Annotated in this window: 20 protein-coding genes and 1 tRNA gene; 8 read left to right on the top strand and 13 right to left on the bottom strand. The window is 56.5% G+C overall.

Features of this window, described 5'->3' with window-relative positions:
- The first annotated feature begins 55 nt into the window (after positions 1-55).
- The 4 genes from acnB (at position 56) to efp (ending at position 5,745) form a co-directional block, all read left to right on the top strand.
- Positions 56-2,641 carry a bifunctional aconitate hydratase 2/2-methylisocitrate dehydratase gene (acnB, locus tag CHR62_RS03830; RefSeq protein WP_123660082.1) on the top strand — a complete coding sequence of 862 codons (2,586 nt, stop codon included), beginning with the start codon at positions 56-58 and terminating at the stop codon, positions 2,639-2,641.
- 102 nt (positions 2,642-2,743) lie between these two features.
- Complete coding sequence (locus CHR62_RS03825; RefSeq protein ID WP_093970743.1) at positions 2,744-3,955, top strand: DUF2863 family protein; 1,212 nt, start codon at positions 2,744-2,746, stop codon at positions 3,953-3,955.
- 51 nt (positions 3,956-4,006) lie between these two features.
- On the top strand, positions 4,007-5,104 hold the full coding sequence (gene earP / locus CHR62_RS03820; RefSeq protein ID WP_123660081.1) for an elongation factor P maturation arginine rhamnosyltransferase EarP: 1,098 nt from the start codon (positions 4,007-4,009) through the stop codon (positions 5,102-5,104).
- An 83-nt stretch (positions 5,105-5,187) separates the two neighbouring features.
- On the top strand, positions 5,188-5,745 hold the full coding sequence (gene efp, locus CHR62_RS03815; RefSeq protein ID WP_093970741.1) for an elongation factor P: 558 nt from the start codon (positions 5,188-5,190) through the stop codon (positions 5,743-5,745).
- A 46-nt stretch (positions 5,746-5,791) separates the two neighbouring features.
- Here efp and CHR62_RS03810 read toward each other — a convergent pair whose 3' ends face one another.
- Genes CHR62_RS03810 through CHR62_RS03790 form a run of 5 tightly spaced genes read right to left on the bottom strand, consistent with a single transcriptional unit; the run spans position 5,792 to position 12,723 of the window.
- Positions 5,792-6,301: a DUF1178 family protein gene (locus tag CHR62_RS03810; RefSeq protein WP_123660080.1), complete on the bottom strand. Its 510-nt coding sequence runs from the start codon at positions 6,299-6,301 to the stop codon at positions 5,792-5,794.
- A gap of 27 nt (positions 6,302-6,328) precedes the next feature.
- Positions 6,329-8,086 (bottom strand): ABC transporter ATP-binding protein, encoded by a 1,758-nt coding sequence (locus CHR62_RS03805; RefSeq protein ID WP_233574856.1) that lies wholly within the window; start codon positions 8,084-8,086, stop codon positions 6,329-6,331.
- A complete protein-coding gene (locus CHR62_RS03800) occupies positions 8,083-9,540 on the bottom strand; it encodes an ABC transporter permease (protein ID WP_123660079.1) in 1,458 nt (485 codons plus the stop codon). The genes CHR62_RS03805 and CHR62_RS03800 overlap by 4 nt, the downstream gene beginning before the upstream one ends.
- 4 nt (positions 9,541-9,544) lie before the next feature.
- Entirely contained in the window at positions 9,545-10,522 is a 978-nt protein-coding gene (locus CHR62_RS03795) for an ABC transporter permease (protein WP_123660078.1), read from the bottom strand.
- On the bottom strand, positions 10,519-12,723 hold the full coding sequence (locus CHR62_RS03790; RefSeq protein ID WP_370318040.1) for an ABC transporter substrate-binding protein: 2,205 nt from the start codon (positions 12,721-12,723) through the stop codon (positions 10,519-10,521). Before CHR62_RS03790 ends, CHR62_RS03795 begins: the two co-directional genes overlap by 4 nt.
- Before the next feature lie 90 nt (positions 12,724-12,813).
- Between CHR62_RS03790 and CHR62_RS03785 the strand changes: the two genes are divergently transcribed.
- Both CHR62_RS03785 and CHR62_RS03780 read left to right on the top strand, forming a co-directional pair.
- On the top strand, positions 12,814-13,191 hold the full coding sequence (locus CHR62_RS03785) for a DUF423 domain-containing protein (protein ID WP_093970736.1): 378 nt from the start codon (positions 12,814-12,816) through the stop codon (positions 13,189-13,191).
- A 41-nt stretch (positions 13,192-13,232) separates the two neighbouring features.
- A complete protein-coding gene (locus CHR62_RS03780; RefSeq protein WP_093970735.1) occupies positions 13,233-14,261 on the top strand; it encodes an adenosine deaminase in 1,029 nt (342 codons plus the stop codon).
- A gap of 61 nt (positions 14,262-14,322) precedes the next feature.
- Here CHR62_RS03780 and CHR62_RS03775 read toward each other — a convergent pair whose 3' ends face one another.
- Both CHR62_RS03775 and CHR62_RS03770 read right to left on the bottom strand, forming a co-directional pair.
- Entirely contained in the window at positions 14,323-16,134 is a 1,812-nt protein-coding gene (locus CHR62_RS03775) for a SulP family inorganic anion transporter (protein ID WP_123660077.1), read from the bottom strand.
- 2 nt (positions 16,135-16,136) lie between these two features.
- On the bottom strand, positions 16,137-18,020 hold the full coding sequence (locus tag CHR62_RS03770) for an SLC13 family permease (protein ID WP_123660076.1): 1,884 nt from the start codon (positions 18,018-18,020) through the stop codon (positions 16,137-16,139).
- Between the two features lie 93 nt (positions 18,021-18,113).
- Between CHR62_RS03770 and CHR62_RS03765 the strand changes: the two genes are divergently transcribed.
- On the top strand, positions 18,114-18,401 hold the full coding sequence (locus CHR62_RS03765) for an encapsulin-associated ferritin-like protein (RefSeq protein WP_093970733.1): 288 nt from the start codon (positions 18,114-18,116) through the stop codon (positions 18,399-18,401).
- Positions 18,402-18,423: 22 nt separating this feature from the next.
- On the opposite strand, the gene CHR62_RS03760 is transcribed toward CHR62_RS03765, so the two are convergent.
- Positions 18,424-19,551: an alpha-hydroxy acid oxidase gene (locus CHR62_RS03760; protein ID WP_093970732.1), complete on the bottom strand. Its 1,128-nt coding sequence runs from the start codon at positions 19,549-19,551 to the stop codon at positions 18,424-18,426.
- A gap of 297 nt (positions 19,552-19,848) precedes the next feature.
- Here CHR62_RS03760 and CHR62_RS03755 point away from each other — a divergent pair.
- Positions 19,849-19,925, top strand: a tRNA-Arg gene (locus CHR62_RS03755).
- A gap of 49 nt (positions 19,926-19,974) precedes the next feature.
- Here the strand turns inward: CHR62_RS03755 and CHR62_RS03750 are convergent.
- The 5 genes from CHR62_RS03750 to CHR62_RS03735 are packed head-to-tail and all read right to left on the bottom strand — an operon-like array spanning position 19,975 to position 22,797.
- Entirely contained in the window at positions 19,975-20,970 is a 996-nt protein-coding gene (locus CHR62_RS03750; protein ID WP_158609086.1) for a tyrosine-type recombinase/integrase, read from the bottom strand.
- Positions 20,971-21,029: 59 nt separating this feature from the next.
- Positions 21,030-21,374 carry a hypothetical protein gene (locus CHR62_RS15580; RefSeq protein ID WP_158609085.1) on the bottom strand — a complete coding sequence of 115 codons (345 nt, stop codon included), beginning with the start codon at positions 21,372-21,374 and terminating at the stop codon, positions 21,030-21,032.
- Positions 21,371-21,964 (bottom strand): hypothetical protein, encoded by a 594-nt coding sequence (locus CHR62_RS03745; RefSeq protein WP_123660074.1) that lies wholly within the window; start codon positions 21,962-21,964, stop codon positions 21,371-21,373. The genes CHR62_RS15580 and CHR62_RS03745 overlap by 4 nt, the downstream gene beginning before the upstream one ends.
- Positions 21,961-22,401: a hypothetical protein gene (locus CHR62_RS03740; protein ID WP_123660073.1), complete on the bottom strand. Its 441-nt coding sequence runs from the start codon at positions 22,399-22,401 to the stop codon at positions 21,961-21,963. Before CHR62_RS03740 ends, CHR62_RS03745 begins: the two co-directional genes overlap by 4 nt.
- A 3-nt stretch (positions 22,402-22,404) precedes the next feature.
- Positions 22,405-22,797: a hypothetical protein gene (locus CHR62_RS03735; RefSeq protein WP_123660072.1), complete on the bottom strand. Its 393-nt coding sequence runs from the start codon at positions 22,795-22,797 to the stop codon at positions 22,405-22,407.
- Positions 22,798-22,838: the final 41 nt, after the last annotated feature.

The raw sequence follows: 22,838 nt of genomic DNA, 5'->3' as shown, positions 1-22,838 counted from the left end.
CCGGCGCCCGGGCTGTCTTTGAATTTTCTCCAACCCTCGACAAAGGGCACGTCACATGCTGGATACTTACCGCCAACACGTTGCCGAGCGCGCCGCGCTGGGCATTCCCCCGCTTCCCCTGTCGGCTCAACAAACCGCCGACCTGATCGAACTGCTGAAGAACCCGCCCGCTGGCGAAGAAGACTACCTGCTCAACCTGATTACCTATCGCGTTCCCGCAGGTGTCGATGACGCAGCCAAAGTCAAGGCATCGTACCTGGCGGCCGTTGCTTTCGGCACCGAAAAGTGCTCACTCATCAGCCCCGAGAAAGCGACAGAACTGCTGGGCACAATGCTGGGCGGCTACAACATCCACCCGCTCATCGAGCTGCTCGACAACGCAGCACTGGCGCCTGTTGCTGCCAACGCACTCAAGCACACGCTGCTGATGTTCGACGCCTTCCACGATGTTCAGGAAAAGGCCGAAAAAGGTAACGCGTTCGCCAAAGAAGTCATGCAAAGCTGGGCCGACGCCGAGTGGTTCACTGCGCGCCCCGAAGTCCCCGAAAGCATGACTGTTACCGTATTCAAGGTATCGGGCGAAACCAACACCGACGATCTGTCGCCGGCACCCGACGCCTGGAGCCGCCCCGACATCCCGCTGCACGCGCTGGCCATGCTCAAGAACCCGCGTCCCGGCATCGAGCCCGACGAACCCGGCAAAGTAGGCCCGGTAAAGTTCCTCGAAAGCCTGAAAGACAAAGGTCATCAAATTGCCTACGTTGGCGATGTGGTGGGTACTGGTTCGTCGCGCAAGTCGGCCACCAACTCGGTTCTTTGGTTCACCGGTCAAGATATCCCGTTTGTACCTAACAAGCGTTTTGGCGGCGTCTGCCTGGGCAGCAAAATTGCTCCTATCTTCTACAACACTATGGAAGATGCCGGCGCACTGCCTATCGAGCTCGACGTTTCGGCCATGAACACCGGTGACGTTGTCGAGCTGCGCCCCTACGAAGGCAAAGCCCTGAAAAACGGCGAAGTCATTGCCGAGTTCCAGGTGAAGTCCGACGTCTTGTTTGACGAAGTGCGCGCTGGTGGCCGCATCCCCCTTATCATCGGTCGCGGCCTGACAGCCAAAGCCCGTGAAGCACTCGGCTTGCCTGCTTCCACCCTGTTCCGTCTGCCCAGCAGCCCTGTCGATTCGGGCAAAGGCTTTACGCTGGCCCAGAAGATGGTCGGTCGCGCCTGTGGCTTGCCTGACGGCCAAGGTATTCGCCCCGGCACCTACTGCGAACCCAAAATGACATCGGTCGGTAGCCAGGACACCACTGGCCCGATGACCCGCGACGAGCTCAAAGACCTGGCCTGCCTGGGTTTCTCGGCCGACCTGGTCATGCAGTCGTTCTGCCACACAGCGGCCTACCCCAAGCCTGTCGACGTCAAAACCCACCACGAACTGCCAGACTTCATCAGCACCCGCGGCGGCATTTCGTTGCGCCCTGGCGACGGCATCATCCACTCGTGGTTGAACCGCATGCTGTTGCCTGACACTGTCGGTACCGGCGGCGACTCGCACACACGCTTCCCCATCGGGATCAGCTTCCCCGCAGGCTCCGGTCTGGTCGCCTTTGCCGCCGCAACCGGCGTCATGCCACTCGACATGCCCGAATCGGTACTGGTGCGCTTCAAAGGCAAAATGCAGCCTGGCGTAACCTTGCGTGACCTGGTCAATGCCATTCCGCTGTATGCCATCAAGCAGGGCCTGCTTACTGTCGAGAAAAAGGGCAAGAAAAACATTTTCTCGGGCCGCATCCTCGAAATCGAAGGCTTGCCCGACCTGAAAATCGAACAGGCTTTCGAACTGTCAGACGCATCGGCAGAGCGTTCGGCTGCGGCATGTACCGTGCGCCTGAACAAAGAGCCCATCATCGAATACATCAACAGCAACATCACCATGTTGAAGTGGATGATCGCCAACGGCTACCAAGACGAACGCACCATCGGCCGCCGCATTAAGGCCATGGAAGCCTGGCTGGCCAACCCCCAGTTGCTCGAACCCGATACCGACGCCGAGTACGCTGCGGTCATCGACATCGACCTGGCCGATATTCACGAACCTATCGTGGCTTGCCCGAACGACCCCGACGACGTCAAGACGCTGTCCGATGTTTCCGGCACAACCATCGACGAAGTGTTCATCGGCAGCTGCATGACCAACATCGGCCACTTCCGTGCAGCATCCAAGCTGCTGGAAAACAAGCGCGACATTCCGGTCAAGCTGTGGGTTGCACCCCCAACCAAAATGGATCAGCATCAGCTGACCGAGGAAGGTCACTACGGCGTACTGGGTAGTGCAGGTGCCCGTATGGAAATGCCCGGTTGCTCGCTGTGCATGGGTAACCAGGCTCAGGTTCGCGAAGGCGCAACCGTTATGTCGACCAGCACCCGTAACTTCCCGAACCGTTTGGGCAAAAACTCAAACGTATTCCTGGGTTCGGCCGAGCTGGCCGCCATTTGCTCGCGTCTGGGTCGTATCCCGACCAAAGAAGAGTACCTGGCTGACATGGGCATTCTGGAACAAAACAGCAGCGATATCTATCGCTACATGAACTTCGACCAAATCGAAGAATTCCAGAAAGTCGCTGATACCGTCAAGGTCTGACCCTAACCGGCCCGATCTGCTTGTCCCCCGCGCAGCAATGCGCGGGGGATTTTTACTTCTTGCACGCGTTACACTAGCACCGTCTGAATCTTGTATTGCACCATGTCAACTACACCAAAATCCGGCTCCACCCGCCTGCCTGCCGATGCGCGACGTCTCACGTCTTTGGCCGAAGCCCTGGCGCTGTCGGGCAGCCGCGTCGAAGATTTATTCTGGGAACACCAGATTACCGCGCTGATTTCCAAGATGCTCAAGGGCAAGCCCAATCGGCATATCGAATCTGCGCTCGAGGCACTGGTACCCGACCGCATGGCCGCCTACGAAATCCTGGTCGAAATGGCCGAAACCGGTTCTGAATCCGTACAGCTCGAAGGCCCCGATGGCGCGTATGATGTTTTGCTGTTGTCGGCACCTATCCTGGCATGGACACGTTACCAGTTACCTGTGCCCTCGCCCTTAACCGCCAAAGAATCCGACACCTTGGTCAAAGCCTTGCACGAGAACGTGCTGGCCGAGGGCGCCCGCGTCGCCCTGCTGCCAGAAATCGTCAGCTTCGAGCAAATGCCGCAAACTTTTCAAGATACAGCGCGCTGGACGCAGCAACTCGGCCAGGCCGCCCTGTCGGGCAAAGCGCCTCATCCCGAGGTTCGCCCCATGCCGAACACCGACGGCATGCTGGCCGACGCACGTTTCGTCGTTGCCGCAGTCGCCGTCCCTAAGGGCAATGCTGTGTTTGCCTGGCAAGCCGCCACCGACGACGTAGCCACACATCGAGCAAACTGCCTTCAGCAATGGCAAGAGGCCATCAACCCGGTCATTCAGGCGCGCTACACCGCTTGCACCATCGACTACGTCCAGCCCGACGCCTATTACGTCAACAGTCGCGAGGCCGACCGCCGTATTCGCCCGCTTGCCCTGAAGGCTGCAGTGATATGGCTGCAAAATGCAGCCAACCTCAGGGGCCCCGAACTACAGGCAGCTATTGTCGGGTGCGGCGAATCCATGATCGAAGAATACCGGGTTGGCTTTACCACCCGTCACAGCCAGCAAGTTATTTACGGCTGCGTCTGGCCTATTCTTAGCAAAGAAGAAGCTGCAGGCGCAGCAATCGACAACGGCTCGCCAACTATCCCTGACGAAATCGCTGCGCATCTGGCTGAGGTGGGCGTTACCGAAATCAAGCTCATCAATGGGTTGGCAACCACTGAAATTTGCGAAGACTGCGGCGCGCCGTTTTTTCCCAATGCCCTGGGCGAGATGATGCACCCCGAGCTTCCTGAAGAAACCGACCTCGAGCCGCGCCACTTTCATTGAACATTTGCCAGGCGGTGGCACCCCACGCCACCGCGCTTCGCCAACTTTGCCATGCATTTTGATATTTTCTGCCGGGTTATCGACAACTTCGGTGACATCGGTGTGTGCTGGCGCCTGGCGCGCCAACTGGCCGATGCACCCGACGGGCATCAGGTCACGCTATGGGTAGATGACATTCATCGATTCCAGCGTATCGAGGCCTCGGTTGGCGTCCAGCCGGTTCAATCGCTGACGCACAACATCAAGGTAGTTCATTGGACAACCCCTGCACCACTGCGTGAACCCGGTGACGTAGTCATCGAAGCGTTCAGCTGCGACCCGCCCGAAACTTTTGTCGAAGCGATGAAAGCCAAAGGCAGCTTGTGGATTAACCTGGAATACTTAAGCGCCGAAGCCTGGGTCGAATCTTTTCATGCCGTGCCCTCACTGCAATCGAACGGCCTGCGCAAGTTTTTCTTCTATCCAGGGTTCACGTCTAACACGGGCGGCCTGCTGCGAGAACGCGACTTGCTGGCGCAACGTGATGCCTGGCAAGCTGATGCCCGTCAGCGCGCCGCACTATTGGCCGCACTGCAGGTGCCGGCCGATGTCATTGCCGGACTCCAGGCAGGCTGGCGGCAAGCCTTGCTGTTCGGCTATCCGGGCGCGCCCGCAACGGCTCTGATCCATGCGCTCGAGGCTACGCAGTCACCCTGGGTGGTGCTGGTGCCCCAAGGCATGCACCCAAACATCATCAACGTGGCCACGCCCCATGTTCGTGTCGTTGAAATCCCATTTGTAGACCAGGCAGGCTTTGACCGTCTGCTGTGGAGCAGCGACCTGAATTTCGTCAGGGGTGAGGACTCTTTGGTGCGCGCGCTATGGGCGGGCAAACCACTGGTATGGCACATTTACGAACAGGAAGACGACACACACCTGATTAAACTGCAGGCGTGGCTTGCGCAGAGCGGCTACCCCGACGCCGTCGGGCAATTGATGATGGCCTGGAACAAAAAAGAAGACGCTGCCGCAAGACGACACCTGGATGCCGTGCTGCAGTACCCGGCATGGAACGACTGGGTGGCAGCTGCTGCACGCCGAACGGACAGCCTGGCACAACAACCCGACTTAGCCACCAACCTGACGACGTTTTGCGCGAAAAATTGCTAAACACGTTAAAATAGTGGGCTTTGTATTAACGCTTTTGGCCCGGAAGGCCGGCTTTAAGCACACTATTTCCCGGAGTTTTTCTAATGAAAACCGCACAAGAACTGCGCGTAGGTAACGTCGTAATGGTAAGTGGCGAGCCGCTGGTTGTCCAGAAGGCCGAATACAATAAATCGGGCCGTAACTCGGCGGTTGTCAAACTGAAGTTCAAAAACCTGTTGTCAGGTTCGGGCAGCGAATCGGTTTATAAAGCCGACGAAAAATTCGAAATCGTCATGCTCGAGAAAAAAGAATGCACCTATTCGTATTTTGCCGACCCCATGTACGCCTTCATGGACGAAGAGTACAACCAATACGAAGTTGAATCCGACAGCATGGGCGATGCACTGGACTACCTTGAAGAAGGCATGACTGTTGAGGTCGTATTCTACGAAGGCCGTGCGATCTCGGTTGAATTGCCCACTATTATTGTTCGTGAAATCACTTACACCGAACCGGCCGTCAAGGGCGACACATCGGGCAAAGTGCTTAAGCCAGCCAAGATCAATACAGGTAAAGAAATCAGCGTACCGCTGTTTTGCAACATTGGCGACAAAATCGAAATCGATACCCGCACAGGCGAGTACCGCAGCCGCGTGATGTAAAGCACATGTGCTAGCGCAATAAAAAAACGGGCCAAGGCCCGTTTTTTTATTGCATGCGATCGTCGTCGAGGTAATCGGGCACTGGCAAGACCGTTACCCCCTCTTCGGCCAGCGCTTCACGCTCTTCGGGAGTAGCCGTACCCCGAATGGCACGCTCTTCGACCTCGCCATGATGCATCCGCAGGGCCTCTTCGGCAAAACGAGGGCCGACGTTTTCGGTATTGCGAATGATGTCGCGCACCTTGTGCATGACCTCGGCTTGCAACGCCGCCAGCTGAGACATAGCCGGCGCGGCCAACTCGGCGCTGCGGGCCGGGTGCGATGGCGCGACAGACGCGGCCGTAGAAGCCTCGGCAGGCGGGTTGGGCGCCTGAACGCGTGAGCGCCCACGATTAATACGCGAAGCCGTCAGTTTTTTGGCAACCTGTTTACTGTTGCAAACCGGGCATGTCAAAAGCCCACGCGCCAGTTGTGACTCGTAGTTGTCATCAGAACCAAACCAGCCCTCGAAGACGTGGCCCAGCTCACATTGAAGGTCGAATACTTTAAGTGCCATAGACCCCCATTATAAGCCCTGCAGGCCTTAAAGACGGGGTACTGCCGCCAATAAGCGTTGCGTTTCTGCATGTTTGGGCGACTCGAGCAGCGCCGCCGTCTCACCGATTTCTACGATGCGTCCACCCTGCATAATCGCGATCCGGTCGGACAAGTATTCGACCACCCCAAAATTATGGGTGATGAACAGATAGGCCATATTGAACTCAGCCTGCAAATCTTGCAGTAACTGTATAAGTTGTGCCTGCACAGAGACATCGAGGGCCGAGGTAGGCTCATCGCAGACCAAAACTGCAGGCTCGACAGCCAAAGCACGCGCAATGGCAATGCGCTGACGCTGCCCGCCCGAAAACTCATGTGGATAGCGATTTACCGTGTTTGCCGGCAGACCGACCCTTTCCAGGAGCTGCCCGACGTGGGCACGCCGGTCGGCCGCCGAACGGTCAGGCCTTAACGCAGCCACCCCTTCTTCGAGAATATCGCACACCAACATGCGGGGGTCGAGCGACGCGTAGGGGTCTTGAAACACAATTTGCAGTCGCCGCCGCATAGCCTTGAGCTTCGCGCCCCCGACATCGAATAACGATTCGCCCTCAAGCAACGCCTGGCCGGTGATGATGGCCTGCTTGTCGAGTAGCCTTAATAACGCCTTGGCCGTCGTTGTCTTGCCGCAGCCCGACTCACCCAACAAGGCCAGCGTCTCTCCCGCACGCAGCTCGAACGAAAGGTCGTCGACGACACGCGTATGCCCTGTAATACGCCTCAAAATACCGCTGCGCTGCGGATAGCTGACGCCTAAATTTTGAACCGACAGCACTACCGGCGCCGAAGCAAGCGCGGACTTGAACGCCGGATGAATCTGGGGCGTGTGCAAAACTTTGGCAGCCTGCGTCGGGTGAGGAATCGAAGCACTACCGTCGATGCCTGCAACGAGCGTCGTTGCGTCGACAGATGGCACCAGTGAGTGCCCGCGCTTGGCGAACGAAGGCACTGCGGCCAGCAGGGCACGTGCATAGGGGTGTCGCGGGTCGGCAAAGAACTCGGCAGCCGTGCGGGTTTCGAGAATTTCGCCGGCTCGCATCAAGGCGACATGATCGGCGACGCTTTTCACGATGGCCAGATCGTGCGTGATCAGCAGAATCCCAAGCCCCATTTCTTTCTGAATATCGGCCAGAAGCCGTAGAATTTGCCCTTGAACCGTTACATCAAGCGCAGTCGTCGGTTCGTCGGCAATCAAGACATCGGGCTCGGCCGCCAGGGCAATCGCAATCATGATGCGCTGCTTCTGCCCCCCCGAAAACTGAAACGGATAATCATCGATACGGCGCTCGGGGTCTGGGATACCCACCTTCGACAGCCAGTAAATGGCACGTTGACGGGCTGCATGACCGCGATATTGTGTGTGTGTATGTAGCGTTTCGAGAATTTGCCGCCCAACAGTCATGACCGGGTTCAAGCTGGTAGAGGGCTCTTGAAACACCATAGCCAAACGCCCACCCCGCACCCGACGCATCTGCGCCTCGGGCAGGGCGTTGAGCTCTTGCTCACCAACCCACACACGGCCACCCATGACCTGCCCCGCTTCGGGCAGCAAACGCATCAGCGCCAACGCCGTCATGCTTTTTCCGCAACCGGACTCGCCCACTAAGGCAAAGGTCTGGCCTTTGTCGATGGCCAAACTTAATGACCGCACCGCATCATTAACCCCGGCCTCGGACTGCAATCGCACCGACAAGGCTTCAACCGTCAGCGCCGGATCTTGAGCCAACTGAACAGTTGTCATCATGAGCGCCCCCCGGAATTCACCAACGCCTTCAACTTGCGCACAGGCTTGAACCGGCGCATACGCGGGTCAAACGCCTGTTGCACGGCATCGGCAAAAATATTGGCAGCAAGCACCAAGGCCAGCATAAACGCAAAGGCGGCCAACAGATTCCACCAAATCATTGGGTCGCGCGACATTTCAAGACGCGACGCATCGATCATCGTACCGAACGACGCCATGCTAGGGTCGACACCGATACCCAGATAAGAAAGAACAGCTTCGTAAAGCACCAGCCCCGAGAACTGCAGCACCATCGTAATTAGAACAATATGCATAACGTTGGGCAGAAGGTGACGAAACATGATGCGCCAGTGACTGACGCCAAACGCCCGCGCCGCCTGAACGTATTCTAGTTCGCGCAACTTCAGGGCCTCGGCACGAAGCAAACGGCACAAGCCAGCCCAGCCGGTGAGCCCAAGAATCAGGCACAACAAAAACAGTCGCAAGTCGGCCCGCGCCGCTACCGTGGGAAAGGCATCTGGGTTGGTGTCGATATACACCTGCATCATCAGCACGCAGGCAGCAATAAGCAGCACACCGGGAATCGACGTCAGTGTGGTGTAAATGTACTGGATGACGTCGTCGACACGCCCCTTGAAATACCCTGCCGAAAGGCCAAACACCAAGGCCGGCGGCAACATGGACAGCGTCGTCAATGTACCGATAACCAGCGCCGTCCGAATGCTTTTGAGCGCCTGACGCAAAACGTCGTTGCCCGTACGATCGGTGCCCAACACATGGTAGTCAAGGCTTAGAGACACAACCAAACCAAACAGCATTAGCAGTATGGCCGTCATGATCCACATCGCTCGCCACGGCAATTGCGTCTGCCCTTGCCACCAGTAATCAAATGCTTGCCTGGCATGACGCCCGCCACGCAACGCGACAAGCGTCAGCAACCCCGCCAGCCCCAACGCAAGGCACAGGCCTACGCCAACCCCAAGCAAACTGCGTTGCAGCACATCAGCTGTATGCCCCGAATCTGACGACAGCGACAGACCCGCATGAGCCAGGCGCGGAAAGTCACGCACGGGTTGGCCGTCAAGCAACTGAGTCTCTTTGGTAAATTGCCGTATAGCAAGCGGCGCAGAATAAGTCTTTTCGGGCTGCGCCATTTGCGTATACGACAACAGGTCGTCGAGCGCCGACCGAACGACCGGTGAATAGACAACGGCTTGATCGGGCTGACCGGGTTCGGCGGGCAGCACCGGACGGTAATGAATGGAGTCAAGTAACGCCACCAAGGCAAAGCAAAAGAGCACGACGGCCGCACACATAGCTGCTGAAGACTGCCCCACGTTACGCCAGGCCGCACGCAATGCGGCACTGCGTCGCACATGAAAGCCGTAGGCCAGCATTGCCGCAAACAACAACACGATAAAAATATCGGTGAACAGAAAAACGAATTCCGGCATAGCGTTACTCGAATCGAACCCGGGGATCGACCAGGGTATAAGAAATGTCAGCCAGCAACAGCCCGGCAATATAAAGGGCTGATCCCAGGAAAACCATGGCACGCACAATTGAAAAGTCTTGCGCGTTGATGGCGTCTATGGTGTAGCTACCCAAGCCCGGAATACCGAAAAAAGATTCCGCAATAAGACTGCCCATGAACAACAGCGGAATAGCAGACACCGTCCCCGTCAGGATGGGCAGGGAGGCATTACGCAACACATGGCGAAACAGCACGATGCGTTCGGACAACCCCTTGGCGCGCGCCGTGCGGACGTAGTCCTTGCCGATTTCCTCGAGGAAGAGCGTGCGATAAAAACGGGCCTCGCTGCCCAGGCCAGAAAGAACCGCCACCAACACCGGCAACACCAGAAACCGCAAACTTTCGAGGCCATCGAGATAGCCTGAATAAGGTACCCAACGCAGCACTTTGGCAAACAGCCATTGCCCGGCAATGATGTAGAAGAGCCCCGAAATGGACAACATGACGACGCACAGCACCACGCCCGCAAAATCGAATCGGGTTGCCCTGAAAAACACCAGCAACAGCGCAAAGGCGACGCTGGCGATCAGCCCTAGAAAAAAACTGGGCAGCGCCAGAGCAAGACTCGGCCCCATCCGCTGCTTGATCTCGTAGCCTATGTCGCGACCCGCATCCGAAAACCCGAAATCGAACCGAAGCAGCGGTACCGACCTTTCATAGAAAATCGTATCGGTCACCTTATCGATGCCGGACGCGGCGGGGTTGTAAAACAGCGGCTTGTCGTAACCGCGATCGACTTTCCATTTTTCAACAGCGTCGGCGCTGACGCGCTGCCCGCCAATGGCCAGCCGCGCCATATCGTCAGGCGTATTCACAGCAAAAAACAACACAAAAGTCAGCAGGTTGACGCCAATTAAAACAGCCACGCCGTAAAGCAGACGCCGGATAATATATGCAGTCATTTTGGGTCTCCGAGGGCAGTCGCCTGCTCGCGACGCTTAAGCACGCGCCAAGCTGGCCAAACCCCCAGGGCCAGCACCAACAAACCCAACCAAAGCGGCCACCACACCGGCCGGTTCCATTGCGCAACGCGATCGGCGCGCGTATGCGGCTCAAGCTTCAGGTACTGCAGGGTGTTACGTACCATTTGCGTGGGCTTGGCGTTGGCCACCCAGGCCTGATAAGCCCCGCCCGACATCGGATAAAAGCCAAACATCCAGGGCATGTCCTCTTGGGCTATTTTGATCATTTCTTGTACCAGACGATCTTTCTCAGGGCCGTCGTCAAGAAACCGCATTTGCCGAAAAAGTGCGTCGTAGCGTGGGTTTTGGTAGTTTGAGGCGTTTTCCCCGCCAGTTTTTGCCTTGGCGTTGCCCCCGTAGAGCAAAAACAGAAAGTTCTCGGCATCAGGGTAATCGGCCACCCATCCCCACATGAACATCTGCGCCGTACCTTGCCGCATTTTGTCTTGAAAGCGGTTGTAATCGGTAGCCCGAATTTCCAGCTCGATGTTCAGCGCCTTAAGTTGACGGCGCATCCAGTCGAGGGTGGCATTGGAGCCCATCCCCGCGGACGAATCGAAATACAACACCAGCGGTTCGCCCGTATCGACATGTCGGCCATCGGGGTAGCCGGCCTCGGCCAGTAACCGACGCGCCTCGTCAAGACTGCGGCGAACAGCACGCCCGTCTTCCCACCGATAAACCTGGTGATTCAACCCTTGGGGCAAACCTTCATAACCGGCGATGCCAGGCGGCACTGGGCCATAAGCAACCTCACCCTGGTCGTTCAGAAAAATAGAGATGAACTGTTCCCAGTCAAACGCGATGCTGATGGCCTGCCGCAGCTTTCGGTTCTTTTCTTGCTGTTCGGGGGTATCGCCCTGCCCCACCACCGGATCCAGCCAGTTAAAACCAAGATACGTAATTTGCGCCTCGGTTGAGGCCAACAACTGCAACCCGTGATCGGCATAAAGCGCAGCCTTCTCTGCCGAATCGCTGGCCGCAACCCGCATGGCCACGCCGTAGTTGCCGCCGTCAGCCTCGGGAATGTCGTAATAGCCTTGCAAAAACTTACCCATCAGCGGAACGCTTTCTTTTTCGAGCGAGAACTCGATGCGATCGATAAACGGCGTCATTTGACCGCAGTCGGCCAGCAAGCCGGATTTTTTATCTTTTGGCGTACCTTCGCACGGGTAGGGTTCACCCCTGAAATTGGGGTTACGCGCCATGACGTGCCGACGATTTTGAATGGACTCAACCAACATATAAGGACCGGTACCGACCGGCCAGGTGTTCAAGGACAAATTATGTTGCGCCATGCCTGGCTGGTGATAGAACCGGTCGGCTTCCCAGGGTACCGGCGCCGTAAACGTCATGGCCAGCCAATATTTAAATTGCGGATACTTGCCCTTGACCCGAATTTGCAACGTGCGGTCATCAAGCGCCTTAACGCCGTCAAATCCATGAGCACGCAAATCAAGCCAGGCGCCGTCACCCTGCTCGGCCTTCAAGGCAGCATCTGCCTGTTTCAACCGAGCCGCGTAATCGGTAAGCCCCACTATATGAGACGACAACACGCCAAAAGCCGGCGAGACCACGCGCGGGCTGGCCAAGCGCCGAATCGCGTACACGTAGTCATGCGCCGTCAGTTCACGCGTTGCTGTTACTTCGAAGTCGGTAACGGCGTAGCGGTCTTTCAGACCGTCTGCAGACAATGGCCAATAAAGGTAGCTGCCGTCGGTATCACGCGCAAAGGCAGGGTGCGGCTGAAACCTAATGCCCGACTGCAGACTGATGTTGTACACGCTGTAGGCAATAGCCTCGCCTGGGGCGTCGGGAGGCAGCGGCTGATCATTAGCGTCGAAGTACAGCGGGGTGGCAATATCGACTGCCGTACGCGGTATCAGTTCGTAGGGCCGTTTTAGGTAGTGATAGCCATACAAGGGCTCGTAAATCGAATAGGTAAACGGCGTTTCGTCGGTCGAGTAAGAGCTTGCCGGGTCGAGATACTTAGGCGAACGCTGGGAAAACGCCGTATACAAAACGTTTTCAGAAAGTTGCTGTTCGGGATATGGACTATTGACCGGCTGCGGTGAGCAGGCGGTAAGAGCAAGCAGGCCAACCCACAAAACGGCGCGCGTCAGCTTTTTAGGCAACCGCACCAGGGCACGAGCGACCGACAATACAGGCCGAGCCTGCCTGCGCGAAGCACGCCTCGCGGTTAACATAACGACAATTGCAGGAGAGAAACCATGAGTGACCGTCACCTTGTTTTATTGGCCGCCCTTTGCCTGATGACTGGCGTGGGCGCAGGCGCGTTTGGTGCGCATGGCCTAAAAGCCTGGCTATCTGCCGACATGCTGGCGGTATGGCAAACAGCCGTACTGTATCAAATGATACATGGGCTGGGTATGTTGGGCGTTGCCGCCCTTGCCCCCCACTTTGCATCAAAACTGTTGCTGGCCGCCGGCCTGGTCATGTTTGCCGGCGTCATTATTTTTAGCGGCAGCCTTTATATACTGGCGCTGACCGGCATCCGAACGCTTGGTGCGGTTACGCCTATTGGTGGCGTTGCATTTATTGCTGCATGGGTTATGGTTGCCATGGCAGCGTGGCGCTTTCGCCGCTAAGCGCCCGATTTTTTAGAACGCGATAACAACAGAGAAAACACATGATTCCTCACGCCGACCTCGACGATTACATCGTAGCCCTGCCCAAGGCAGAGCTGCACCTGCACATCGAAGGCACGCTTGAGCCCGAACTGATCTTCGAACTGGCCCAGCGCAACAACGTTTCGCTGCCCTATGACTCGGTTCAGTCACTGCGGGACGCTTATGCCTTTACCGACCTGCAATCGTTTCTTGACCTGTATTACGCCGGTGCCAGTGTTCTGATCACCGAGCAAGACTTTTACGACATGACGATGGCGTACTTGAAACGCGCCCACGCCGACGGCGTCTGTCATGCCGAAATCATGTTCGACCCGCAGACTCATACCGAACGCGGCATCGCAATCGAAACTGTCTTTGCCGGTATTGCCAACGCAGTACGCGATATGCAGCGCGACACGGGGCTGAGCGGCTACCTGATCATGAGCTTTCTGCGACATCTGTCTGAAGCGTCGGCCTTCGAAACACTCGAGGCCGCTTTGCCCCTGCGCCAAGCCTACGACGACGTCTGGGTCGCTATTGGTCTGGACTCTGCCGAAGTGGGCAATCCGCCTGAAAAATTCGCACGTGTTTTCCAGCGCTGCAAAGATCTGGGCTTCCAGCTGGTTGCTCATGCCGGCGAAGAAGGCCCCGCGCAGTATGTGTCCGACGCACTCGACTTGTTGCACGTCCAGCGCATTGACCATGGCGTGCGCAGCGAAGAAGACCCGGTACTCATGCAGCGCTTAATTGACGAGCAAATCCCGCTTACGGTGTGCCCGCTGTCGAACCTGAAGTTATGCGTGGTCGACGACATGGCCGAGCACAATCTGGCGCGTTTTTTGCGTCAAGGCGTACTGGTCACGATCAATGCCGACGACCCGGCCTACTTTGGCGGTTATGTGGCCGACAACTACCGTGCGGTCGCAAAATCCTTGAAACTGTCGCGCAGCGAATTAGCGCAACTGGCCGACAACAGTATTGTGGCGTCTTTCTTGCCTATCGGCCGCAAAGCGGCCCTGCGTGCCCGTATCCGGGCCATGGCGCAATAACGAGAGCGGTACGCCGGACAAGGGGGGCATACGCCCCCCCTGCCGGTACATGGCGCCTAACTTAAACCGGCCCCTCACCTGCAGGACGGTCTTCATCCCAGTCTGTCCAGGACACACCGTTTTCTTCAAGATACCCGTTCACCGCCTGCCCCAAGGTCGGAAAAAAATGATCTTTTTCGAACCTGGAAAACAACCCTAAGGCTTTCAGGTCGTCTTTCACCGGGTCTTTCATTTCGGCAAACGCCAGCACGATGCCTCGTGCGTCCAACCTTTCTTTAAGTTCAGACAATACATCGGCAGCCGTCACATCGACACTGGTCACTGGTTCGGCCGCCACGATCAACCAACGTGTAGGCGTAGGTGAGGACTCAATCGCATTGAGCACCCGCATAGAAAACAGTTCGGCATTGGCAAAAAACAAAGGCGCGTCCCAACGGAACAAGACCAGACCGGGAATTCGGCGTCCTTGCGGGTACCGGCTAATGTCGTGATAGCCCTTCAGACCATCTACACGCGACAAAATGGCCGAATAAGGCCGCCAGCTTTCCCATACAAAAGCCACCAACGCGATAACCACAGCCAACCCGATACCTTCAATGGTACCCAGCACAATTACACCTGCCGAGCACCCTACCGAAAGCCAGAACTCGGCCGGACGCATACGATAGATACGAACCAGACTTTTCAAATCCATCAGCCCGACCATGGATGCAATCACCACAGCGGCCAACACTGCATCGGGCAAGGTCTTCAGCAGATTGGGCCCAAAAACAATCAGCAGCAAAACGACAAACGCACCCACAACGCAAGCCAGTTGGGTTTTGGCGCCGGCGGCATCGGCAACCGGCGTGCGCGATGCGCTGCTGCTAACCGGAAAACCCTGAAAAAAGCCAGTGACCAAATTGGCCGCCCCAAGACCAATCATTTCTTTATCCGGGTTAACCGGGTCACCGGTTTTCATGGCGTACGTGCGCGACAGCACGCTGGTTTCCGAAAAGGCCAGCACAGCAGCAACGGCACCCCCGATGGCCACCTGAAAAAGATCGGTCAAAGGAATAAGCGGCACAGTGAACGCAGGGAAACCTTGGGGTAATGCCCCCAATACGGCGATACCGTGCTGGTCGAGATCGAATAAACCGACCGTTAGCATAGCGGCCAATACAGCCACCAAAATGCCTGAAATACGCAAGTTGCGACGCAACAGGGCAATGAGCGCCAACGCCCCGGCCCCAATGGCCAGCGTAGGCCAATGCGTTTTACCCTGAGCCACCCCTGCGACAAAGCCGAGAAACTTGCCGATGATATTGTCGGCATCGACAGTGAAGCCGAACAACGTGGGCGCCTGGCTGACCATGACCACAATCGCAATGCCGTTCATGTAGCCATAGCGTATGGGTTTGGACAACAGATCGGTCACGAACCCCAGTTTGATGAAGCCGGCAAGCAACGAGGTGACACCCGCGGCGATAGCCATAGCCCCTGCCAATGCCACGGCCTTGGCAGGATCGCCGCCAGACAACGGGACAACCACGGCAAAAATTACTGCCGCCAACGCAGAATCGGGTCCCAGCACCAGAATACGACTCGGCCCAAACAAGGCGTAGACAAACAGCGGGATTATGGTGGCATACAAACCGTAAACGCCGGGCAAACCTGCCGCCGCCGAATAAGCAATACCCACCGGTACCAGAATAGTCACCAGCACCAAGCCGGCGACAATATCGCTTTTAAGCCAGGCCCGGTTGTAATGCAAAAGCGCATGCAGCCCGGGCATGACACGCTCGACAAAGCCAGGCTGGCCAGCGTTAGCCGAACCGACCTGCGTTGGTTCGCGTGTACTGGCCGACGATGGCCGATCCGACGGATCTTGCATAGTTACCCTTTTAAAGGCCAGACCCACAACAACAGCGGCACAGCGGTTGCTATGACTAATATATCCAGTGGTAGGCCCATCCGCCAGTAATCGCCAAAACGAAAACCACTGGGCCCGAGAATAAGGGTGTTGTTCTGGTGACCGATGGGCGTCATAAAAGCACAAGACGCCCCAATGGCGACGGCCATCAGAAAAGTATCGGGATTGACACCTAGCTGCTGCGCCGCACCTAGCGCAATAGGCGCCAATACGGCCGCGGTTGCGGCGTTATTCATTAAGTCGGTCAGAAGCATGGTGGTCACAAATACAACGACAAGCGCCACCACGGCATCCCCGCGCGCCAGATGATCAAGCAAAAAACCGGCGACTACGCCGGCCGCCCCGGTGCTTTGCATGGCGCCTGCCACAGGCAGCAACATGGCCAGTAGCACGATAACCGGCCAATCGACCTGCTCGTAAACAGAGCGCAACGACACGGTACGAAACACCATAGACGCCAGAACCCCGGCTGCAAAGGCGATGGCCGCCGACACCCACCCCGACGCGGCCGACAGCACTGCCAGACCCATAATGACGGAGGACAAGACAGCATTACGCTTGTCTGGAATACGCACATTGCGCTGCGCCAACGGCACTGCGCCCATGGCTCCGGCAAACCCGCCCAAAGCCTCCGAAGGGCCCTGCAACAACAGCAGATCACCAGCACGCAACCTCAGGGTTCTCAGACGGGTGGTAAGCCGCTGCCCCTGACGTGATACTGCCAGCAGGTTAATGCCATAACGCGTGCGCAGCAACAGGTCGCTGGCCGAACGATTGACCAGTTCGGAAGTGGGCAAAACAGCCAACTCTTGCAAGACAAACTCTTCCGGACGATCGGCGGACCCTTCTTCGGCTGGGTCGGTCGGATTGTCTTGAACCAAACTTTTACGCCTCTTCTCGGCTGCAAGGCTCTGCCCGTCAGCGTCATCGGCCTGCGACTCATCGTCTACCTGATTGGACTGAGCCTCTTCAAGCACCAGCCCGAATCGAGACAGGACATCGGCCAGGCGCTCGGCATCAGTTTCAATCACCAGAATATCGTTAGCACGCACAACCCGTGCGGCGCTAGGCGCCATCATGCGAACCTCGTTGCGCACCAGCCCGATAATCTGGGCATCCAGCTCGTCAAACTCGGTATCGAGCTCGCGCAAGGATTTGCCGGCCAGTTTGCTTTCTTCAGGCACTCGGGCTTCGGTCATGTAGGCCTCGGTTTCGAAACCCTCGATACCGGCTTTCTCGCGAACCGGAACCAAACGCCAACCCAGTAAGGCGATAAACACGACCCCGACCACGGTCACCCCTACGCCCACCGGCGTGAAGTCAAACATGGCAAAAGTACCTAACCCAGCCGAATCGCGAAAGCCCGAAATAATGAGGTTGGGCGGCGTACCGATAAGGGTTGTGGTGCCCCCCAGAATGGAGCCGAACGCCAGCGGCATGAGCACTTGCCCCGGCGCTAGCGACAAACGGCTCGCAACCTGAATGGCCACCGGCATGAGCAACGCCAGCGCTCCCACGTTGTTCATGAAGCCCGACAAGAACGCAGCCAATGCCGTAAGCGCTGCAATGCTAAGCATGGGGCCTGCTTTGGCAGGCAGCAAAGTCGTGGTCAAGACATCGACCGCGCCGGACGACTGCAACGCACTGCTCAGCACCAGCACACAGGCTACTGTAACCACCGCGGTATGCCCGAACCCGGCAAAGGCGTCGGATGGATTGACCAGACCGGTAAACACACACGCCAGCATCGCGCCAGTAGCGACCATGTCGTGACGCCAGCGCCCCCATAGAAACAAGCCGATGGTTACGAGCAAAATACACAGAATCAGGGTTTGGTCCAGGGTCATGGCGCGCCTTTCGGCCCCGGGCGGATCCGGGGTATGGAAGTCACTATACCTTGGGTTTGTGCTATTTTTAAGGCTCGAATAAAGGAGCTACAGATGTCAAATGAAGGCTATCACGAACCCGTATCCGAACTTAGCAACGAAACGCGCGACATGCATCGCGCTATTGTTTCGCTCATGGAAGAGCTCGAGGCCGTCGACTGGTACAACCAGCGCGTCGATGCCTGTAAAGACCCTGAACTCAAAGCGATTCTTGAACACAACCGCGACGAAGAAAAAGAGCACGCAGCCATGACCCTAGAATGGATTCGCCGCCGCGACCCAGTGTTTGACAAAGAATTACGCGACTGGCTGTTTACCGACAAAAAGCTGGACCACCACTAACCGGCACCAACCTGTACCGCGTTCAACGCCGCAAAATATCGGCGTTGACGCGGTTAATGTCGTTATGACCACAAAAGGCCATGGTCAGGTCAAGCTCTTTGGCCATAATTTCAAGGCAACGGGTAACGCCGGCCTCACCGGCGGCGCCCAGGCCATATAAGAACGAGCGACCGATCATGGTGCCTTTGGCACCCAGGGCAATGGCGCGCAACACGTCTTGACCCGACCTTATCCCGCTGTCCATCCAGACCTCAGTCTGATTGCCGACCACACTGACAATTTCAGGCAGTACCTCAATAGGCGACGGCGCACCATCGAGTTGACGACCACCATGGTTGGATACGACGATGGCATCGGCGCCAGCATCGGCTGCAGCTTGGGCATCCTCAACTTCCATGACGCCTTTGAGCACGAGCTTGCCCCCCCAAAGCTCTTTGATGCGCTTGATATCGTCCCAGTTCAGGCGGGGGTCGAACTGCTCGGCTGTCCAGGCACCCAACGATGAGACGTCGGTAACACCTTTGGCATGACCCACGATATTACGGAAGGTACGACGCTGTGTTTGCGCCATGCCCAAGCACCAGTGCGGTTTAGTGGCCAGGTTCAGCAGGTTGCGTAAGGTGGGCTTTGGCGGCGCGGTCAGGCCGTTTTTAATGTCGTTGTGACGCTGACCCATGACTTGGAGGTCAAGGGTAACCACCAACGCAGAGCATTGGGCTGCCTTCGCGCGCTGAATGAGGCTTTTCATGAAGTCTTTGTCGCGCATGACATACAGTTGAAACCAGAATGGCGCCTGCGTAAATTCGGCCACATCCTCAATAGAGCAGATACTCATGGTGGACAGCGTAAACGGAATACCGAATTTATTGGCGGCGCGGGCGGCCAGCATTTCGCCGTCGGCATGCAACATGCCGGTCAGCCCAGTGGGCGCAATGGCAACGGGCATAGCCACGTCGTGGCCCAGCATGGTGCTACGAATACTACGGTGTTCGATATCCACGGCCACGCGCTGGCGAAACTTGATGCGCTGAAGATCGGCTTCGTTGGCGTGCAAGGTGCTTTCTGTCCAGGACCCAGCAGCAACGTATTCGTAAAACATGCGGGGGACACGACGCTTGGCAGCACGATGCAGGTCTTCGATGCAGGTCATTTTGGATAGGTTGGTCAAGGCGGCCCCCGATATTGTCTTGATGCACAAGGCGACATGCAGCCGCCTGTGTACTGGGTATTTATTTGATGGGGGCAATTATAGGAAGGAAGGGGTCTGAGTGCGGCGGATGCAAATTATTTTGCAGGACTGGCGCGCAGGGCCGATTTTTTTGTTATAGTTGCGCCCTTCGTGAAACTTCTGTGTTCAAAAGACACAGGCCGGAAAATAAAAACAAAAAATTTTCTGGCTTTTACATGACACCGCAAAAAAGTTATGTTATAGTTTCGCTTCTTTACAGCGGCTGTAGCTCAGTTGGATAGAGTACTTGGCTACGAACCAAGGGGTCGTGGGTTCGAATCCTGCCAGCCGCGCCAGAATTTACTAGTGTTTTCAGCTAGTTAGAACCGCCTAGAGCTCCAACCTCTAGGCGGTTTTTTTATGCCCGGGGTAATTTTGGGGGATTGATTTCATCCTTGCCCGCCGAAGCAAAGCCAGCAAGTTCAATGTTTCCCCCGCCTCACCCTCTTGCTTTATAGACTCAAGCGCGTCGTAAATCTCACGCACTTGAGCAACGGCATAGTGAGACGTCATATCTTTCTTTGAGTGCCACAAAATCTCGTCTTGTGTCCTCTCAGATACGTTCGCGTGACGCAAGCGCATGCCAACGGTGTGACGCAGATCATGGACGTGCAAATCATCCAGACCGGCCTTGGCCCTGGCCGATTGCCAGGCTGTGTTGTTCATTTTTCCCGTTGGCTTATGAATAGGCACCTTCCCACTACCAGGCTTAACCTGCCTGTAATGGGTGAAAACATACTCTGGGTGCAAGCCGCGCTGGCCGTCGACGATTTCCTGCGCAACACTGTTGCAGACAATGATCCGCTCGGCCTTTCGTCCCTTCACGTAGCGCCGAGGCACAATGAATATTGAAACAAGCCTCTCGGGATCAAGGTTGATCTGCACCTCCCACTCCCAACGCAGCTCGCAAACAACGTTTTCACGCACGCCAGTATTCAAATCGAAAATTGCCATTTTCCTGAGGTGTTCCGGCAAATTCTCGAGGAGTACTGCTTGCTCAGCCCACGTCAGCGGTCTGGGCGGGCGTTGATCCTCTGTTTCGAGCATGGTGATTTTGGGGGCCTTATCCAGCCAAGTCAGACCATTGGGTAGCCGCCATTCAGTTGCGGCCAGTTCGCAGATATGACGAACGACACCCAGGGCATTATTAATTGTTTTGGTCTTTCTGCCGGCGGCCTGGCGAGCATGCACAAACGGCTTAAGCGTTTCATCGCAAATTCGATCTATTGTTAAAGAGCCGCAGATCTTTATTACTTCCTTCAACAGGTGCGCGTCAGTCTCTACGGACGGCCGATTTAAGGCCTCTTTGTGCTCGATAAGCTGCGTAGCCGCCTGCCTCAAAGTAATGGCAGGGCGAACGCCCTGCTCACCCTGCAACCTTATGGACTCCTTTTGCGCAATCAGGTAATCCGTCGCCTCCTGGTGGCTCTGGAAACCGCGCTTTCGAATCCTTTGGTGCCGGTAACGGGCATCAACCTCGTAACTGCCGTCGGCGTCTTGGTAGACGCCGGATTGCTTTGAACGTCCCATTTGTTTATTCCTTTTTCAGAATTGGCACGCTCACTACCGGCCACCAGTTTATAACGATCCCAGGCTGCGTCCAGATCAGGGCGCTCGTAAATGACTGACGTACCCGCCTTAACACCCTTGCCATCAAGCAGCGGCGCGATGTGCCGCTCGAAGAAACGGCGCTGCACACCCAGATACGCCATAGCCTCCTTTGTGTTGTATCCGCGCTTATTCACGATTGCACCTTTTTAAACTCAACGACCCATACCCAAGGGTTCAGGCGGCTTGAACCAGGACCGTTAATTGACTCCCATATATACAAATAGTGCTCAAGCGGGGTTGCGTTGTAGGCATACCCTGGGATCGAACCATGCCCACCATGCGCGCCTTCAGCGCGACAATCGGCTTCGTTGATATCCAGCAGCCTCTCGACTCGCACATCGGTCACTTCCAGCTCAATCCGACTGGCTATACGCGGCATGTGGATGGATGGCTTCCACACGACCTCATCCGCAGGCGGGACATTTTCGTAATGTGACGGCACGCATGCAGGATAATCGGCACGATATATAACTGGGCCAGGATCCAAAGTTGTGGGGCGTGCCCATGTCTCGCGAACCCAAAGCCGATCGCCTGGCTGGCCGTAGGGGCACGCGCGCTCGATGACGTGCCGCGTCTCACTCTCCAGCACCAACGCGCCCGGAGTGTACATGTTGCCCAGGTCCGGGTGCCTGATCGGTTTGGCTACGCGCCGCGTCTGCGTCTTCTGCCCTGCAAGAATGGCGCGAACCATAGAGCCGCTAAATAGAATGGGGCGCTCTTTCATGGTGCCCCCGCGGGAGCTTTCGAACCAATCGCTGTCACTCCGTTAGCTTTAGCCGATTCTTTCTCAAAGCACTCGCGAGCCCATATAACTGCGGCGTCCAGGCACCCTTCAATTTCTGGCCCGTGAAAAACCTTGACGCGGCTTCTTCCACCGGTGCTCCATGAGGCTGGCCTGCCTTCATCATCGAATCTGAAGTTAAAAGGTACTCGCCAAGATACACAAACCAGATAACCCATTCGACCGGGATACATCTGGCTGTCCAGAAAGAGCAATAAAGCATCATCATTTTCTGCATCCAGCCAGTCAAGTAGCCCATCATCGAACCAGTCTTTGATGGAATCAGGGGGACTTTCAGGATCAATCCCCCCCAGCCAAACGATTTGCTCGCAATTGACGTCGGCTTGGAAAAGCTCAGATGATATTTTAATTTTGTTCATGTCTTATTGATCCTTTGCTTCGAGTTCCGCCTTGATCTGGGTTTGCGTGACCAAATCCTTTGCGTCATCTGGATCCATGCTTCGGGCGGCCGCGCGCAGGTGAGGCATGGCATTCTTGATATCTTGCAGGTTGTAGGCCGTCAATGGCATCGCGTAATGGAGAGCCGCGACAAACGTTCGCAGCGGCGAAAGAGGTAGCGTCTGCTTGTGACGGGTGCACCACATTTCAAATGTAGTCACAAGACCATCAATAACCCCCCACAACGGATAAAAGTTGCCGTGCTGGTCGATGTAGACCGGATCACCTCGCTCGTCGACGGGCAAGGTGCCGTGCTTCTCAATATGCTCAATGATGTCTTCCAGCGGTCTTAATGTGAGTTCTGTTTTTACAAGCATGGGGCACCGTATTGGTTTGGGTCGATAAGGTTTACGGGGTT

Source organism: Pusillimonas sp. NJUB218 (genome assembly GCF_003788685.1).
Taxonomy (GTDB): Bacteria; Pseudomonadota; Gammaproteobacteria; order Burkholderiales; family Burkholderiaceae_B; genus Neopusillimonas.
Note: the sequence above shows the minus strand (reverse complement) of the source record. Positions and strands in the feature narration are given on the sequence as shown.